Source organism: Streptomyces sp. LZ34 (assembly GCF_053890475.1).
Map to the genome: position 1 here is coordinate 7,518,789 of NZ_CM132680.1, position 16,021 is coordinate 7,534,809.

Annotated in this window: 15 protein-coding genes; 7 read left to right on the forward strand and 8 right to left on the reverse strand. The window is 70.8% G+C overall.

Annotation, left to right across the window (positions count from 1 at the left end):
- Window positions 1–4: 4 nt before the first annotated feature.
- Complete coding sequence (locus tag ACWY4P_RS31300; protein WP_456213122.1) at window positions 5–535, forward strand: SUKH-4 family immunity protein; 531 nt, start codon at window positions 5–7, stop codon at window positions 533–535.
- A 172-nt stretch (window positions 536–707) separates the two neighbouring features.
- Here ACWY4P_RS31300 and ACWY4P_RS31305 read toward each other — a convergent pair whose 3' ends face one another.
- Complete coding sequence (locus ACWY4P_RS31305) at window positions 708–1,253, reverse strand: hypothetical protein (RefSeq protein WP_456203820.1); 546 nt, start codon at window positions 1,251–1,253, stop codon at window positions 708–710.
- A complete protein-coding gene (locus ACWY4P_RS31310) occupies window positions 1,250–1,567 on the reverse strand; it encodes a hypothetical protein (protein WP_456203821.1) in 318 nt (105 codons plus the stop codon). Before ACWY4P_RS31310 ends, ACWY4P_RS31305 begins: the two co-directional genes overlap by 4 nt.
- Window positions 1,568–1,809: 242 nt before the next feature.
- On the opposite strand from ACWY4P_RS31310, the gene ACWY4P_RS31315 reads away from it, so the two are divergent.
- The 4 genes from ACWY4P_RS31315 to ACWY4P_RS31330 all read left to right on the forward strand — a co-directional run bounded on the left by ACWY4P_RS31315 (window position 1,810) and on the right by ACWY4P_RS31330 (window position 6,592).
- The gene (locus ACWY4P_RS31315; protein ID WP_456203823.1) at window positions 1,810–2,640 is read left to right on the forward strand and encodes a helix-turn-helix domain-containing protein; all 831 of its coding nucleotides are present in this window, start codon (window positions 1,810–1,812) and stop codon (window positions 2,638–2,640) included.
- On the forward strand, window positions 2,637–2,858 hold the full coding sequence (locus tag ACWY4P_RS31320) for a DUF397 domain-containing protein (RefSeq protein WP_456203824.1): 222 nt from the start codon (window positions 2,637–2,639) through the stop codon (window positions 2,856–2,858). The genes ACWY4P_RS31315 and ACWY4P_RS31320 overlap by 4 nt, the downstream gene beginning before the upstream one ends.
- 105 nt (window positions 2,859–2,963) lie before the next feature.
- A complete protein-coding gene (locus tag ACWY4P_RS31325; protein ID WP_456203825.1) occupies window positions 2,964–4,646 on the forward strand; it encodes a protein kinase domain-containing protein in 1,683 nt (560 codons plus the stop codon).
- A gap of 77 nt (window positions 4,647–4,723) precedes the next feature.
- Entirely contained in the window at window positions 4,724–6,592 is a 1,869-nt protein-coding gene (locus tag ACWY4P_RS31330) for a HEAT repeat domain-containing protein (protein WP_456203826.1), read from the forward strand.
- 113 nt (window positions 6,593–6,705) lie between these two features.
- On the opposite strand, the gene ACWY4P_RS31335 is transcribed toward ACWY4P_RS31330, so the two are convergent.
- Both ACWY4P_RS31335 and ACWY4P_RS31340 read right to left on the reverse strand, forming a co-directional pair.
- Window positions 6,706–8,037: an ankyrin repeat domain-containing protein gene (locus ACWY4P_RS31335; RefSeq protein WP_456203827.1), complete on the reverse strand. Its 1,332-nt coding sequence runs from the start codon at window positions 8,035–8,037 to the stop codon at window positions 6,706–6,708.
- 21 nt (window positions 8,038–8,058) lie between these two features.
- Entirely contained in the window at window positions 8,059–8,775 is a 717-nt protein-coding gene (locus ACWY4P_RS31340; RefSeq protein ID WP_456203828.1) for a TetR/AcrR family transcriptional regulator, read from the reverse strand.
- 118 nt (window positions 8,776–8,893) lie between these two features.
- Here ACWY4P_RS31340 and ACWY4P_RS31345 point away from each other — a divergent pair, with 118 nt between their 5' ends.
- The gene (locus ACWY4P_RS31345; RefSeq protein WP_456203829.1) at window positions 8,894–10,099 is read left to right on the forward strand and encodes an FAD-dependent monooxygenase; all 1,206 of its coding nucleotides are present in this window, start codon (window positions 8,894–8,896) and stop codon (window positions 10,097–10,099) included.
- Here ACWY4P_RS31345 and ACWY4P_RS31350 read toward each other — a convergent pair.
- Window positions 10,093–11,124, reverse strand: coding sequence for a saccharopine dehydrogenase family protein (locus tag ACWY4P_RS31350; RefSeq protein ID WP_456203830.1), 1,032 nt, complete (start codon window positions 11,122–11,124; stop codon window positions 10,093–10,095). The genes ACWY4P_RS31345 and ACWY4P_RS31350 overlap by 7 nt on opposite strands.
- Before the next feature lie 110 nt (window positions 11,125–11,234).
- Between ACWY4P_RS31350 and ACWY4P_RS31355 the strand changes: the two genes are divergently transcribed.
- A complete protein-coding gene (locus tag ACWY4P_RS31355) occupies window positions 11,235–12,185 on the forward strand; it encodes a helix-turn-helix domain-containing protein (protein WP_456203831.1) in 951 nt (316 codons plus the stop codon).
- An 80-nt stretch (window positions 12,186–12,265) separates the two neighbouring features.
- Here ACWY4P_RS31355 and ACWY4P_RS31360 read toward each other — a convergent pair whose 3' ends face one another.
- The 3 genes from ACWY4P_RS31360 to ACWY4P_RS31370 all read right to left on the reverse strand — a co-directional run bounded on the left by ACWY4P_RS31360 (window position 12,266) and on the right by ACWY4P_RS31370 (window position 15,980).
- On the reverse strand, window positions 12,266–14,017 hold the full coding sequence (locus ACWY4P_RS31360) for a phospho-sugar mutase (protein ID WP_456203832.1): 1,752 nt from the start codon (window positions 14,015–14,017) through the stop codon (window positions 12,266–12,268).
- Window positions 14,018–14,504: 487 nt separating this feature from the next.
- Entirely contained in the window at window positions 14,505–15,326 is an 822-nt protein-coding gene (locus ACWY4P_RS31365; RefSeq protein ID WP_456203833.1) for a purine-nucleoside phosphorylase, read from the reverse strand.
- Between the two features lie 216 nt (window positions 15,327–15,542).
- Entirely contained in the window at window positions 15,543–15,980 is a 438-nt protein-coding gene (locus ACWY4P_RS31370; protein ID WP_353588174.1) for a gamma-glutamylcyclotransferase, read from the reverse strand.
- Between the last annotated feature and the right edge of the window lie 41 nt (window positions 15,981–16,021).

The following is a 16,021-nucleotide window of genomic DNA, read 5'->3' on the forward strand; positions in this document are numbered from 1 at the left end:
CCGACTGTCCGCGGACACCGAGGGCGCCCGTCTCCTGCAGACCGTCGGCGTCCCCACCGGGACGCTCCGGCTGCGTGAGCCCGACGAGGACACCGGCCGGCTGCCCCTCGTCCAGGGCGTCGCCGACGCCGACGACTTCGAGGACGCCTCGGAGGACGCGGGCGAATGGCCTGTCATCGGCTGGCTGCTCAACGCCCATCTCGCCCTCGACCCCGGTTCCGGCAAGGTGCACGCCTTCGACGCCGACGAGGAGACCGTGCAGGAACTCCACACGGACGTCTCCTCCCTCGTCCAGGTCACCCTCCGGTTCCAGTGCCTGCTCGAGGAGTTGACCTTCAGCGGCGACGACGGCGACGAGGAAGCCGACTTCGAGCGCCTGGAGCGCGAGGTCGAGCGTATCCGTCAGGAGACGAGCAGCATTGACCTGCTCCCCTTCCAGGACGACGAGACCGTCTGGTCGGTGGTCGGCGAGGAGATCGCCGCGGGCCAGCGCTTCAAGGGCAACAGCCCGGGAGCCCGCTCGCTCTACGGGTGATCGCCGGCCGATGCCGCCCACGCACCGCGCGGTCTGCGCGGTGCGCAGGCCGCCCTTTCTGGGGATATTTGGTGTAGGACCAGTTCGGGCGTACGTCCGTCCAGACCGCGGTGGACGCGGAGCTGGCGATCACCTGAGCGGGCACGGTCCATCGTCTGTCACGCCGGACGGCTCAGTCCTCATCCCCGTCGTCTTCGTTGTCCTCGTCGAAGTCTTCGTCGAGGTAGTCGTCTTCCATCGCGTCCGCCAGGCGCTCATCGACCGGGTTGCCCAACTCGTCCCGGTCCATCAGCACGCGGCGCAGCACGTTCAGCGGGTACAGGCCCTTCTCCGGGCCGTCGGTGGAGAGGCTGACGCAGGGGGTGTCGAGGACGCCGGGCCGGTCGGCCGGGTCGAACAGCGGGGGAGTTGTCCGGGTGTCGATGTCCGGCTCGTACTTCCACACCGTGCCCCGGGTGCGGCAGATCGCCTCGCCCAGATACCAGACGGCGCCCTGGACGAACGGCTCGCGCCGCCGTGCGGCGAGCTCCGCATCGGTGTCGAACGTCTCCTTCAGCAGAATTTCGAGGACGTCGAGGGAAGCGGGCGTGAAGTCGAACCGGTCCGCCGGGCCGTTGCTCTGCGCCCAGGAGGGGAACGCGGCCTGGCGTTCGGCCAGCCATGTCAGGAGTTCCGGGTGCCGAGTCGGGTCGGTGCCGTGGTCCGCGTGATCGGTCATGGCCGCTCACCGTAGTCGTGGTCCTCGTCGTGCGCAGGCAGGCGACTGCCCCTGCTCTCGGCCACGCGCAGCACATCGCACAGCGCCTCACACAGGCGGTTCGCCAGGAACCGGAGCTCCCCGGCGTCCGCTTTGCGGTCGCCGAGCAGCAGGCGGGCGTGGCCGAGAAGCTGCGTCCCCATGGACAGCTGGAGGGCTTCGATCTCGTCCGCGCGTCGGCTCAAGAGGCTGTCGCCGTGGTCCGCTGCCAGATAGCACGGTTTACCGTCCGGGCTGGTCCAGGGCAGAAGGCGCAGGCCGGTCGTGGCGTTCATGCGGTCGCCTCCGCGCGGGAGGCCAAAAGGGCCCTGACCCATGTGGGTGCGCACCGGTTAGGGTCGATCACGTCATCAGCTCCTCTGTCGTTGGTGGCCACGCCCCCGGGCGGTCGCGCGTCGCGGGGGTCCTGCATGTGGCTGGGCCTGTTGACTCTTTGTAGTGCAAGGGTGACTCTCGGCGCGTACGCTCGGCAGTGGTTGGACTCCCAACCGCACCTTGGGAGGCAGGAGTTGCGTACATGGCCGCGCGGAAACGCGAACTGACACCCGAACGAAGCGTCCGCCATCTCTTCGGCGCCGAGCTGCGCCGGCACCGCGAAGAGGCGGGGATGAGCCTGGATCAGCTCGCCGAAGTGGTGTCCTCGAGCCGCAGTCACCTGGGTCGGATCGAGCTCGCGGAGTACATGATCCCTCCCGAACTCCCCGCTCAGCTGGACGCTGCGTTCGGCACGGACGGGATCTTCGTGAAGCTGTACGCGCTGGCCCGGCGCGAGGTGCACCCGGACAAGTACCGGCGACGCATGGAACTGGAGACGCGTGCGCAGGCCATCGCCTGCTACGCCGGGCAGCTCGTGCCCGGTCTGTTGCAGACGGAGGACTACGCACGGGAGCTTTTCCGGGTCAGCAATCCCGAGGCGACGGCAGAGGAAATAGAGGAGAAGGTGGCGGCTCGGATGAGTCGGCAGGCTCTGCTGCGAGGCGCCCCAGCGCCTCATCTGTCGGTGGTCCTGGACGAGGCGTCCGTGCGGCGGCCGATCGGCGAGCCGGTGGTCATGCGCGCCCAACTGGCCCGCCTCGCCGAGCTGGTGGACACTCCCACCAGCGTGATTCAGCTGCTGCCGTTCGAGCACGGTGGGCATGCGCTGATGGGCGGCACGCTGAATCTGCTGACGCTGGACGACGGTACGACCATCGCCTATGAGGAGAGCATCGCTACGGGTGAACTCCTGGAGGACAGGGAGAGGGTGGTGAGGCGTATGCGGTCGTACGATCTGCTCAGGGCATACGCCTTGTCGCCGACCCAGACGGCGGCATTCATCCGTTCCGTCATGGAGGCATTGACGCCATGAGTAGCACCCCTGATCTCTCCCGCGCGGAGTGGGTCAAGTCCAGCTACAGCAACGGTGATGGCGGTGATTGCGTCGAGTGGGCGCCCGCGTGCGCGTCCACCGGTCGGGTCCCCGTCCGCGACAGCAAGGACCCGCACGGCCCCGCCCTGGTCTTCCCGGCGGCGGCCTGGTCGTCCTTTGTCTCGGCCGTCAAGGGGGGAGAGTTCCCCGCCGCCTGATACGCCCAACGGCACCAGAGCACGGCCCCCGTCGTCCGGCGGGGGCCGTTGCGCCGCATCGTTCGTATCCTGGCTGTCGTATGCCCGAGTCGACGGGGGTGGGCGTTGGAACGCGGGGAGTTGATCGCGGGCCGGTACGAGCTGATCAAGCGGCTCGGCCGCGGCGGCATGGGCGAAGTGTGGGCCGGAAGAGACCGGAGCCTGCGCCGCGATGTCGCGGTCAAGCTGCTCGTCCTCCAGGATGCGCCCGACTCGGAGCTGGCCCTGCGGTTCGAGCGCGAGGCCGTGGCTGCTGCGCAGGTCAACCATCCCAACGCCGTCGCCCTCCACGACCGCGGTGTTCACGAGGACGCGCTGTTCCTGATCATGGAGAAGGTCGAGGGCGCCACGCTTGCCGAACACATCCGTGACAAAGGGCCGATGCCCCCTGCCCGAGCGCTGGAGATCGCGTACGGGATCTGTGCGGCACTCGTCGCCGCGCATCAGGCCGGTGTCATCCACTACGACATCAAGCCGCACAACGTGATGATCACCCCCGACGGGCACGTGAAGGTCGTCGACTTCGGCATCGCGGGGTTCATCCAGACCATGTTCACCGTGGCGGGTTCCTCCCAGCTGACTCCTGCAGGCACCCCTGAGTACGGCGCGCCGGAGCAGTTCCTCACCGAACGCGGCGATGTGCGTTCGGACCTCTACGCCTTCGGCGGGGTGCTGTTCGCCCTGCTCACTGGCCGGCCACCCTTCACCGGGCACAACGCCTTGGCGCTCGTACGCCGCAAACTGGACGAAGACGCACCCCCGCTCGCCTCACTTCGCCCGGACTTGCCGCCCGCGCTGACGGCGCTGGTCGCCGAACTCCTGGCCCGTGATCCCCAGCGACGCCCCGAGTCGGCACGGCACGTCCTAGAACGCCTCAGCCGCCTCCGGGCCGCGCCCGCGTACGGTCCCGCGGACAGTTCGGCAGAGGCTCGTAAAGCGCTGCTGGCCAGCACGGCCGGGGCGATGAAGGCGGTGCTTGCCAAGGCAAGGCTCGCCCGGGCCCCGCTCACGCAAGGAGTCCTTTGGGCACTGGTGTCGTCCACGGAGACGGCAGTGCAGACGCGGCGCCTGCCCAGCTCCGCCAAACCGTTCGACGCGGCCTGGACCGGCGAGGAGCGGCTGTCCACCTACGCGGGCAGACCGGGCCGCTTCCGTGCCTGGTTCTGGGCCGTGGGCTTGTCGATGGCGGCGACAGGAATGATCTACTTCCCGATCGGTACGGGGCGCTTCCAGAGGGGACCTGAGGCCGATGACAACCCGTGGGCGCTTCTCTTCGTATTGGGGGGCCTTGTTGCGGTCATCGCGGCCCTCGCGGTCGTCTGGGCAGTCGTGATCACCTTCTGGGAAGTGCAACACGCGCTCCTGCGCAAAAAGAGAGCCGGATGGGCGCTGCACGTCGGCCCCCAGGGCATCGTGACCCACAGCGGCGCAGGAAGACACGAGTTCCCCTGGGACCGGGTCGAGCGTGTCGCCATCGAAGAGATCCAGGGCTCACCGTCGTACCGTTACACCGGAGTTCACCTCGACCTTGCACCCGGCGCTACGCGGCCGACGATGATGCGGCCGGCAGGATGGATCTATCCCGAGCCAGGCACGGTCAAAGTCCGCCCGAGCGGGCGGATCCCCATCTGTGTCCTCGGCCCGATGACGGAGCGGCAGCGGACCGACCTGATGGAAGCCCTTGCCGCGTACGGCGGTCAGCGGTGGGTGTCGTCGGCCTCCTTTGCAACGCTGCCCGTCGATCTCTGATCAGGGTTGCCTCGGGCGGTAACTCCGCTGTGTCCAACCATCGTTGCGATGTCTGACCCGGATGTTTGGATGTCGACGTGAACATCGAAGACGTGGACTGGGCATCGCTGAAGCACGCGTACGGCGCGGCCACCGACGTTCCCGGGCTTCTGGGTGCGCTGCGGTCGGCCGATGCCGAAGACCGTAACGGTGCTTTTTATGACATGTACGGGAGCCTGTGCCATCAGGGGTCGGTGTACGAGGCGACAGCCGCGGCGGTTCCGTTCCTGGTCGATATCCTCCTGGAGCCCGGATATCCGGATCGTCAGGATCTGCTGTCGTTCCTGGGCGATGTGTGCCACGGCGGCGACACAGGGCACGCCGCTGCGCTGGCGGTGATGGCCGTGCAGGTGCCTCGGCTGACGCCCCTGCTGCGGGACGGCGACGCGGGGGTGCGTTTTCGGGTGCTGTGGGCCCTGTCGTCGGCCGAACTCCGTGAGGCTGCCGACGATGTGGCGCGGCTGACAGCCGATCCGGAGCCGTCCGTGCGTGCGGGCGCCTGGCTGGCGTTGGGCGAGATGGACGCAGGGCGGCTGTCGGCCGACTGCGGCGAGGCGGACGGCGGCGAGGCGGACGGCGCGGTGCGGCTGGCATGGGCGCTGGCCCGCGCGCCGCGCGGTGGGGCGGAAGTGGCGGACACGCTCACCGGCCTGCTGTGCGACGGGGAGAGCCTGACGCGGCTGCACGAGTGGACCCGCGCGCTGACCCGGGACAGTCCGTTGGCCCGCTGCGAGTCTCTGCTGGCTTCCGGCGAGGCGTCCCCGGAACTGCTCGACGCGGTGTGCGCCCTCCTGGTCTCGGAGACGGACGAGGACCGGGCGATGTCGCTGTACGAGATGCTGCTGGCGGCGACGTTCGGGCCGCGGGCCCGGGAGTCCTTGCCGACTCCCTTCACGCGCGACGACCTCGATCCGCGGCAGCGCCGGGTATTGGCGGCCATCGCCGCCGGCGACGCGGCCTGGGCACTGGGCAATGTGTGGGTGACCTTGAGCGAACACGGCATCGAGCCTGCCTTCGATCGGGAGGAGTTCGCCGACGCCTTCGGCGACGCTGCCGACGGGGACAATAGGGCGCTCATTCTGCGTCCCCGGCAGGTGCCGGCCGCGGTGGAGGCGGCGCATGCGGTGGATCGGGAAGAGTGGCTGGACACTCCGTTCGTCTTCCTCAACCGGTGCGTCAAGGAGATTGAATCCGCGATTCCGGAGGACCCGGACGACTTCCCGCCCGAGGTCATGTCCGCTGCCACAGAGATCGCCCGGCCGCTGATGGCCCTGGTGGTGGGGCACCAGCTTGTGGGGAGCTACTCGTGGGCCTTCTACCCGCAACTGGACGGTGCGGCAGCTGCCGAGACGGTGTTCGCGGAGCTGGGCTATACCCTCCTTCCGCCTGATCTGACGCGCATCGATGACGAACCCGCGCCGGTGGCGTCGGGCGGGGACGACCAGCGGGAGGCGGGGGAGGAAGAGGATGCCGGGGCGCGGCAGCGGGCGTGTGTCCCCTCCATCGAGCTGCCCCCGGCCCTGCGGGCCGACCTGGACGCGTTCGTCGAGTGTCTGGCGGAGGGCGGCTGGTCCGAAGTCCGCCAGTCGTACGCGTTCGCCAAGAGCAGGGTGGACGGGGGCGGTTCGGTGGGCGTGACTCCGCTCGCGCTCGGTCGCCGTTTCGGAACTGCCCTCCGTGCCCAGGTTGGTTTCCATGTGGAACGCGCCGTCGACGGCGATGACGGCGGCCTGGTGGCGTATCTCGGCCTGGTTTTGGACGAGCAGGGTGGAGAAACCTACGGGGCGAGGCTGGTCTGGCATGACGCCAGGCCGTTGTTCGTCGCGCTCGCGGGCATCGATATGAGCGGTTCGGCCGTGGACGCGTTGGAACCGCTGACCGACCTGGCCTGTTTCTCCCGCCTGTGAGCAATGCCGGCGTGTTTGTGGTGAGAATAGGACGGCGACACGCCGACATCACGGCGTGTCGCCGTCCTATTCCCACCACAAAGCCAAAGCTCCGCCGGGCCGTTTGCCCTCGGTCAGAGGTCGTCCTCGGCGGCGGCCTCGCGCAGCCTTCGCACCACCGGCTCGTAATTGGCGTGACCGTTTTTCACCCACTCCTCGGCACACTCCAGCGCGGTGCTGCCTTGGTACGACGTGTCGCGGACACCGTGGCGGAGGAGTTCGTCGACGAGTGCGAGAAGTATCTCGCCGGGCACCTCGCGCTCGTAGTACCCGGTGAAGTGGAGCAGCGCGTGCAAGGCCGGGCCGTCCTGATCCCGTAGCCACGGCCGCTGGGCGGCCACCTCGGCGTCCTCGGGACGGGCTCCCGACTCCAGGAGGAACCGCACTTCGCTGACGCGTGTTTCGAGGGCTTGTCGGCCGCCGCGGTACGGCAGGTCGGCCAGGAGGCGGCCGAAATCCGGATCCGTGAGCCGGACACTGCGTGCGCCCTTGCCGACGAGGAAACGGATCGTCTCCTCGGAGTAGGGCTGGGTGGCGATCGCCAGGTCGAGCAGCGTCGAGCCGTCGCGGTTCTGCGCGTTGATGGGGGCTCCGGCCTCGATGAGTGTGCGCAGGATGTCCAGGTGGTCGGCGTCCTCGATCCGCTCCGTGCCGGCCGCGACCCGCTCGATGTCGTCGAGTGCCGCGAATTGGGGGGCGTTGTTGTAGGCGGCCTGGAGTCCGGGATCGGCTCCTGCCGCGAGCAGCGCCGTCACGGCGGACGGCCGGCGGTGGGCCACGGCGATGTGGAGTGCGCTCATGCCACGCTCGTCCAGCGCGTCGATGTGGGCGCCCTCGCTCAGGGCCTCGGAGATGGCGTCGGCGTCACCGGCCTCGGCGGCGTCCATGAGCGCGCGGTCGGCGTCCGTGGGCTCGCCGGTGGGCTGGAGTTCGAGGATGCCGTAGTCGGCTTCCTGGTTGGGCGGGACCGCTGTGCTGAGGAAGACGATGCGGGCACCGGCGAACCAGCCCGCGCCTGCGCTCGTGTCCACGTCGATGGCGCCGTCGTAGCCCATGAGCAGGCACGCGAGAGCGCGGTGCGCCGGTGAGTGGATGCCGTCCAGCCGCTGGAGGTCCGCCTCCCTCATGTCGTCCTCGCCGGGCGGATCCCCCACCTCGTCCAGCACGGCGGACGCCAGGATGTCCAACGCGTCGTACACGGATGTGGCCTCGCCCAACGCGGCGAGGGTCTCGCATTCCTCGCCCTCCTCGTCGTCGATCCCGTCGAAGAGGTCGAGGGGCAGCGAGGAGGCGTCGTCATGGGAGTAGCGGTTGGCCACGGACACATAGCGCCTGCCGGAGAGTTCGGGCCGACGCCGGTCGGTCTCGGCCTCCTTGAGGCAGCGCAGTACGTCGTTCAAATCCATGGTCGCGATTGTGTACGACGGTCAGTGCCCGCGCTGGTCGATGAGTACGGCCAGACCGTCCAGGATGCGCTGGAGGCCGAACTCCCACGCCTGGTCCTGCCCGCCGGGCTGCTCCGCCGAGGCGAGGGCGGCAGCCAGGGCGGGGAAACGCTCACCCTGTGCCCGCATCAGGTCGGCGAGGATGCCGCTCAGCTCCGCCTCGGGGGTGCCCGCCGGGCCCGCTGCCCGGGCCTGCTGGGTGATGCCGCGTACATGGCCGACCAGCAGGACGACCGCGTCCATCCGCTCGGCGCCGCTGAGCCCCGTACCGTCCAGTGCGGAGACGGCACGCTCCATCCAGGTCAGCTCCGCGGGCCCCATGACCCGCGGTCCGATGGTGGCGTCCAGCGTCCATGGGTGTTGCTGAAAGACGGAGAGCAGACAGCGGGCCCAGTCCGCCAATTGCCCCCGCCAGCCCGGCGGCTGTGAGTCCGCCGCCGGGTACGGGCCGATCGCGGCATCGACCATCAGCGCGACCAGCTCGGCCTTGCCCGGGACGTAGCGGTACAGCGCCATTTTGGTGACGCCCAGTTGCGCGGCGACCCGCTGCATGGAGACGCCGGCCAGGCCCTCCGAGTCGGCGATCTCGATCCCGGCCCGCGCGATGCGGTCCAGGTCGAGGGTCGGCCGGGGGCCGCGCGACGGCTTGGTGTGGGGGCCCCACAGCAGCCGCACGGTCTCGGCGTGGTTGTCGCCCACGTCCGTCGCTCCTCTCACCGCGCGATGCCTTGGCGTCTTGGCGTGCCAAATAACTGCGTCTATGGTACACAGTAATTAATCGTGTCCATCGGACACAGTTCTCAGGGATGGAGGCACCATGAACCGGAACGTCCTCATTTCCGGCGCGAGCATCGCCGGTCCGGCGCTGGCCTATTGGCTGGGGCGCCACGGCTTCAACCCGACGGTCGTCGAGCTGGCCCCGGCCCTGCGCGGCGGCGGCCAGGCCGTCGACTTCCGGGGCGATACGCACCTGACCGTGCTGGAGCGCATGGGCCTGCTGCCCGAACTGCGCGCGATGCAGACCGGCGGCTCCCCGATGAGCTTCGTCGACGAAAGCGGCCGGACCTTGCTGCACCTGCCCGCGGAGTTCGCCGGCGGCGCCATCGAGGTGCTCCGCGGCGACCTGGCCCAACTGCTGTACGAGCGCGGCCTGGACCACACCGAGTACATCTTCGGCGACTCGATCACCGGCCTCACCGAGACCCCCTCCGGCGTGCGGGTCGACTTCCGGCACGCGGCCTCGCGCGAGTTCGACCTGGTGATCGGCGCGGACGGGCTGCACTCCAACGTCCGGCGCCTCGCCTTCGGCCCCGAAGAGGACTACGTGAGCCACCTCGGCTACTACGCCGCCACCTGGCAGCTCGCCAACGAACGGGGGTGGGAGCGGGGCTCGGTCGGCTACAACACGCCGGGGCGGCTCGCGTCCGTCGGGGCCGACCACCGGGACCCGGCGCGGGCCGGGGCGTTCTTCGTCTTCGCCGCGCCCGAGCTGTCGTACGACCGCCACGACCCCGAGCAGCAGAAGCGTCTGATCGCCGACGCCTACTCCGGGCTCGGCTGGGAGGTGCCCCGCCTGCTCGATTCGCTGCGCCGCGCCCCTGAGCTGTACTTCGACTCGATCAGCCGGGCGGACGTGGACACCTGGTCACGGGGCCGGGTGTGCCTGGTGGGCGACGCCGCGTGCGGGGCCACCATCGGGGGGATGGGCACTGGGACCGCCATGGTGGCCGCCTATGTGCTGGCCGGCGAGCTCGCGCGGGCCGGAGGCGACCATCGAGCGGCCTTCACGCGCTACGAGGACAGGCTCCGGAAGTACGCCAAGGGCTGCCAGACCGGCGGCAACCGCACCGGGAAGTTCCTCGCGCCCGGCACCGCGACCGGCCTGCGCTTCCGCAACGGCCTGCTGTCCAAGCCCGTCTTCCTGAACTGGATGCTCAGGCTCGGGGAGAAGGTCAGCAGCGGTGTGGCCCTGCCCGACTACGCCGGCGAGCCGCACCGGCGGGCGGGCGCCGCCCGCTACTGAGACAGTTCGAAGGACATGTACGAGGACAGCGCGCGGAGGAAGCCGGGCGCGTCGAAGATCTCGCCGGCGGAGGCGACACCGACCGTCCTGGTCTGGCCCGTGAGGATGCGGTGAACGGCTTCCACCGCGAGCGGCGCGGTGACGGCGTAGATGTCCTGGCCCCTTGCCACGGCGCGTCGTTCGGTGTCTCCGGAGCGCACGACGACATCGACGAGGAAGGTCTGCGCGGACCGCCCACGCTCGTCGACCGCAGTCGGCGCCGGTGTGTCCGGGGCCGACAGGTCCCTGGCCGCCTCGACCGCCATATAGGTGCGCACCTCGGGGACGGACAGATGGCTAGGGACGGTGACGACGTCGGCCATCGTGAACTCCCCGATGACGGCCCGGGGACCCATCGGGTCGGGGAAGGGCCACTCCAGGGTCGGCAGCTCATCGTTGTGGTGTTCCAGCTGTCCGTTCGTGTAACGGATGCGCTGGCCGCCCCGCCGCTGCTGGGAGACCGCGCCCGCCTCGCGCGTCCCGGCGGTGGGGTGCCAACTGTTCAGCCCGTACGCGATGTGCGCCTCGTCGGCGGCCGTCCAGTCGCCCATCGCGGCGGTGGCCAGCAGGTCGCCGAGGCCGCCGTAGAAGGCCATCGCGGGGACGATCACCGCTCCCGCGGCGCGGGCGCGGTCGGAGAAGTGCGCGAACGTATCGACGTTGGCCTCGATCTCGGCCGCCACATCCACATACGGGATCCCGGCGCGCAGCGCCGCCTCGATCACGGGTGCGGCGGTCGTGGCGAAGGGCCCGGCGCAGTTGATCACGGCCGCGGCACCGGCCAGGGCGCGGTCGAGCGAGGCCGGGTCGTCGACCGACGCTGGGCGGGCGTCCAGGCCGGATTCGGATTCCGCCAGGAGCTTCAGCTTGTCGGCGTCGCGCCCGGAGAGAACGGGCACGAACCCGTGTTCCCGCAGCTGTGCCACCACAAAGCGCCCGGTGTGCCCGTACGCGCCGAACACCGCTACCTTGAGCCCCGATCCCATGGGTTCCCCCTCGTGTTCACATGATCTGCCGTGGTCTGTCACGGACATCCTGACGAAGGCGGGGGTCCCACACGAGTGTCCGGAACGACATGACCCATACAATTCCGGACGTGGACACTGTCGCGCTGGCCGTCACCGACGGAATGCTGAACTTCGAACTGTCCTTGGCGTACGAGGTCTTCGCCGCCGACATGACTGGCGTGGCCGACCCCTGGTACGACGTCGCCGTCTGCGGACCGCGCGCCGTGCGGCTCGGCCGGTTCCGGCTGGAGCCCGACCACGGCCTCGACCGGCTCGCGCGCGCCGACACTGTGATCGTCCCGGGCTGGGCCGACGTCGACGAGGACCCGCCCGCCGACCTGGTCGACGCGGTGCGCGCGGCCCACGAGGCGGGCGCACGCGTGGCCTCCCTGTGCACGGGCGCGTTCGTGCTGGCGGCCGCCGGTCTGCTGGACGGGCGGCGCGCGACCACGCACTGGGCGCACACCGATGTCCTGGCCGCCCGCTACCCCCGGGTGGAGGTGGACCCGGACGTGCTCTACGTGGACGGCGGCAGCGTGCTCACCTCCGCCGGCAAGGCCGCCGCCATGGACCTGTGCCTGCACCTCGTCCGCCTCGACCACGGCTCGTCGATCGCCAACACGGTCGCCCGCCGCCTGGTCGTGCCGCCGCACCGGGACGGCGGCCAGGCCCAGTTCGTCAACACCCCCGTGCCCGCCCCGGACAACCACCCGCTCGCCGATCTGTTCCCCTGGGTGATGGAACGGCTGGACCATCCGCTGACCGTGGAGGACCTGGCCCGCCGAGCGAGCATGAGCTCGCGCAATCTGGGCCGTCACTTCAAGGCGGTGACCGGTACCACCCCGCTGCAGTGGCTGCTGACCCAGCGGATCCGCCACGCCCAGGAGCTGCTGGAGACCACCGACGACAGTGTCGACGTCATCGCGGAAGCCACCGGCATGGGCACCGCCACGACCCTGCGCCGGCACTTCAACCGCACGGTCGGCGTGCCCCCGGACACCTACCGCCGCACCTTCCGCGTCCGGCGGATGGGTGGTTGATACCGGTTTTCCGCCGCCGGCCAGGTGCGGCCCGCCGGGAACCCGGCGGGCCCCTTCAGGCGTCCCGGACGCGGCCTGCCTCAGATACCCGCCGCCGTCGCGAGATCCGCCTTGAGCGCCGACAGGACCTGCTCCGCCGTCGCGCGCGCCGCCGTCAGCGCGTCCGCCCCGGGGACGTCGACCACCACCTCCAGGTAGCACTTCAGCTTCGGCTCGGTGCCGCTCGGGCGGACGATCACCCGGGCCGACTGGATCGTGCTCCCCGGGCTGATGCCGATGCGGCCGGAGAGGCGGTAGCGCAGGCCGTCCGTCGGGGGCAGGGTCGCCGTACCGCGCGAGAGGTCCTCGCAGGAGGACACGGCGAGGCCCGCGAGTTCGGTGGGCGGCTGTTCGCGCAGCCGCTTCATGGCCTGGGCGATCAAGGACAGGTCCTCGACGCGGACCGACAGCTGGTCGGTGGCGTGCAGCCCGTGCTCCAGCGCGATGTCGTCGAGCAGATCGGTGAGGGTACGGCCCTGCTCCTTGAGCTCGGCCGTCAGTTCGGCGACGAGCAGCGCGGCTGTGATGCCGTCCTTGTCACGTACGCCCTCGGGGTCGACGCAGTAGCCGAGCGCCTCCTCGTACGCGTAGCGCAGCCCGTCGACCCGGGCCAGCCACTTGAAGCCGGTCAGCGTCTCGGCGTACGGGAGGCCCGCGGCGTGCGCGATGCGGGACAGGAGGGAGGACGAGACGATCGAGGTCGCGAAGGTGCCGCGGGCGCTCTTGTGGATGAGGTGGGTGGCGAGGAGCGCGCCGACCTCGTCGCCCCGGAGCATGCGCCACTGGGTGGGGGTGGCGGCCGGTACGGCCACCGCGCAGCGGTCGGCGTCCGGGTCGTTCGCGATGATGATGTCGGCGCCCCCCGGGCCGAGGCCGCGAGCGGTGGCGAACGCCAGGTCCATCGCCCCCGGCTCCTCCGGGTTGGGGAACGCTACGGTCGGAAAGGCCGGATCCGGGTCGGCCTGCTCGGCGACCACCGTGGGCGCCGGGAAGCCCGCGCGGGCGAAGGCGGCGGTGACGGTCTCGCCGCCGACGCCGTGCAGGGGCGTGTAGACGACGTGTACGTCCCGCGGGGAGCCCGGGGTGAGGACGGCGTCGGTACGGGTCAGGTAGGCGTCCAGGGCGTCGTCGCCGAGGGTCTCCCAGCCGGAGTCCGGGCGGGGGACGTCGTCGAGGCTGCCGATCGCGGCGATCTCGGCGGCGATGTCGAGGTCGGCGGGCGGCACGATCTGGGAGCCGTCGCCCAGGTAGACCTTGTAGCCGTTGTCGCGGGGCGGGTTGTGGCTGGCGGTGACCTCGACCCCGGCGACCGCGCCGAGGTGGCGGATGGCGAATGCGAGAACGGGGGTGGGGAGGGGGCGCGGGAGCAGAGCGGCCCGGAAGCCCGCGCCGGTCATGACGGCGGCGGTGTCGCGGGCGAAGTCGGCGCTCTTGTAGCGGGCGTCGTAGCCGATGACGACGAGGCCGGGCTGCTGCCCGGTGGGGCCCGCCTGCCTGGTGGAGCCCGCCTGCTTGGTGAGGTACGCCGCGAGGCCGGCGGCGGCGCGGATGACCACGGCGCGGTTCATGCGCATGGGCCCGGCGCCCAGCTCGCCGCGGAGGCCGGCGGTGCCGAACTGCAGGGTGCCCGAGAAGCGCTCGGCGAGCTGGTCGAGGTCCCTGGACGTGCCCGCCTCGCCCGCGTCGGCCGCCTCCAGCAGCTTGGCCAGCTCTTCGCGGGTCTCGGGGTCGGGGTCCTCGGCCATCCAGGCGCTGGCCTTGGAGATGAGTTCGGACTCGGGGGTGGGCGCCATGGGCGGCCTCCTGGGGGTGGCTGTGGGGGTCTCGGGGGGCGTGTGTCGGTTCCGGGGCGGGCCCGAGCCGCGCTGCCGCGCCCCCGCGCCCGCCGGCTCGGCGCTGCCGGGCACGGCCGCCGAGCGTGGCTGACCAGTGAGTACCCCGGCAAACGGCCGTGACGCCCGGGACCGTCCGGGACCGTCCGGGACCGTCCGGGTCCGGCACGGGATGGGTCCGTGCCGAGTGGTGGTCGATAGCTGTCACCCCGTCGCCCGGCCGGCGGTCGCTTGTCCACCGGTCTGGTGGTTGACGAGGTCGGCTGGGCAGGGCAGCAGGGCAGCAGGGCGTTTCGGTAGATCGGATCCGCGGCCCGGGGTCGGCGGGTGGGGACAGTGGCTCGGGGCAGGGGACCGGGGGCGGTGGCTCCAGTCGGCGGCCCGAGGACGACGGCCCTGGGCTGGCGGGTCGGGCCCCGCCGCCCCGGAGCGTCGTCGGTGGCCGGGGTCAGATGCGGTCGAGGACCTGTGCCAGGAGGCTCCCCATGCGCGCGGCGGAGTCGCGGCCCGCCTGGAGGACCTCCTCGTGGTTGAGGGGTTCGCCCGTCATGCCTGCCGCGAGGTTGGTGACCAGGGAGATGCCGAGGACCTCGGCGCCCGCCTCGCGGGCGGCGATCGCCTCCAGGGCGGTGGACATGCCGACGAGGTCCGCCCCGAGGGTGCGGGTCATGGTGATCTCGGCGGGCGTCTCGTAGTGCGGGCCGGGGAACTGCGCGTAGACGCCCTCCTCGAGGGTGGGGTCGATCTGCTTGCAGAGCGCGCGCAGCCGGGGCGAGTAGAGGTCGGTGAGGTCGACGAAGTGCGCACCGGCGATCGGGGAGGCGGCGGTGAGGTTGATGTGGTCGCTGATCAGCACCGGCTGGCCGGGGCGCATGCCCTCGCGGAGGCCGCCGCAGCCATTGGTGAGGACTACGGTCTTGCAGCCGGCGGCGACGGCGGTCCGTACGCCGTGCGCGACGGCGGCGACACCGCGGCCCTCGTAGTAGTGCGTGCGACCGAGGAAGACCAGCGCTCGCTTGTCGTTGATCTTGTACGAGCGGATCTTGCCCGCGTGGCCCTCGACGGCGGGCGGCGGGAAGGAGGGGAGATCGGTGACCGGGAACTCGTGCTCCGGGGCGCCGAGGGCGTCGGTGGCGGGTACCCAGCCGGAGCCGAGGACCAGGGCGACGTCGTGGGTCTCTTCGCCGGTGAGTTCGCGCAGGCGTGCGGCCGCGGCGTCGGCGGCGGCGTGGGGGTCCCCCTGATGGGTAACTGATGCGTTCACGCGCATGAGACTAGCCGGTGATTGCCTACGCGCGTAGAAGTATCGACAGCGGTGTTCGATTCGTTGCCAAGGCGCGATCGAACCGCGCGGAAGAGGTGCACGGACGAGACGCGGAGAGGCGCGCGGAAGAGGCGCGCGGAAGAGGCGCGCGGAAGAGGCGCGCGGAAGAGGTGCGGAGGGGAAGCGGAGAGGAGGCGGAGAAGGCGTCGCCGGGCCGCGGTCTCAGCAGGGGCGCTTGCGCAGTTCCATGACGTAGTCGTGCGGGGCCCCCGCGGATTCGGCCGCGTCCGCGATCTCGCCGAGGTAGCGGGCGGAGGGCAGACCGCCCTCGTAGCCGTTCAGTACGTACAGCCAGGCCGCCTCGTCGCCGTCCAGGGTGTGGACGCGGACCCGCATCCGGCGGTAGACGTCGAGGCCGACCCCCTCCCAGCGGTCCATGGATTCCTCGTCCATGGGGGCGATGTCGTACAGGGCGACGAAGACCTGGGAGCGCGGGGCCTCGACGATGGTGACGAGAGCGCCCTCCCAGCCCATCTGTTCGCCGCCGAAGGTCAGGCGCCAGCCGTTGATCCACCCCGTGCCGCGCAGCGGGGAGTGCGGTGCGCGGCGGGACATCAGCCGCGCGTCGAGGTTGCCGGCGTACGCGGCGTAGAGCGACATGGCTCAGAGGGTACGGGAGTGGGAGGTGAAGGTTTCGGGGG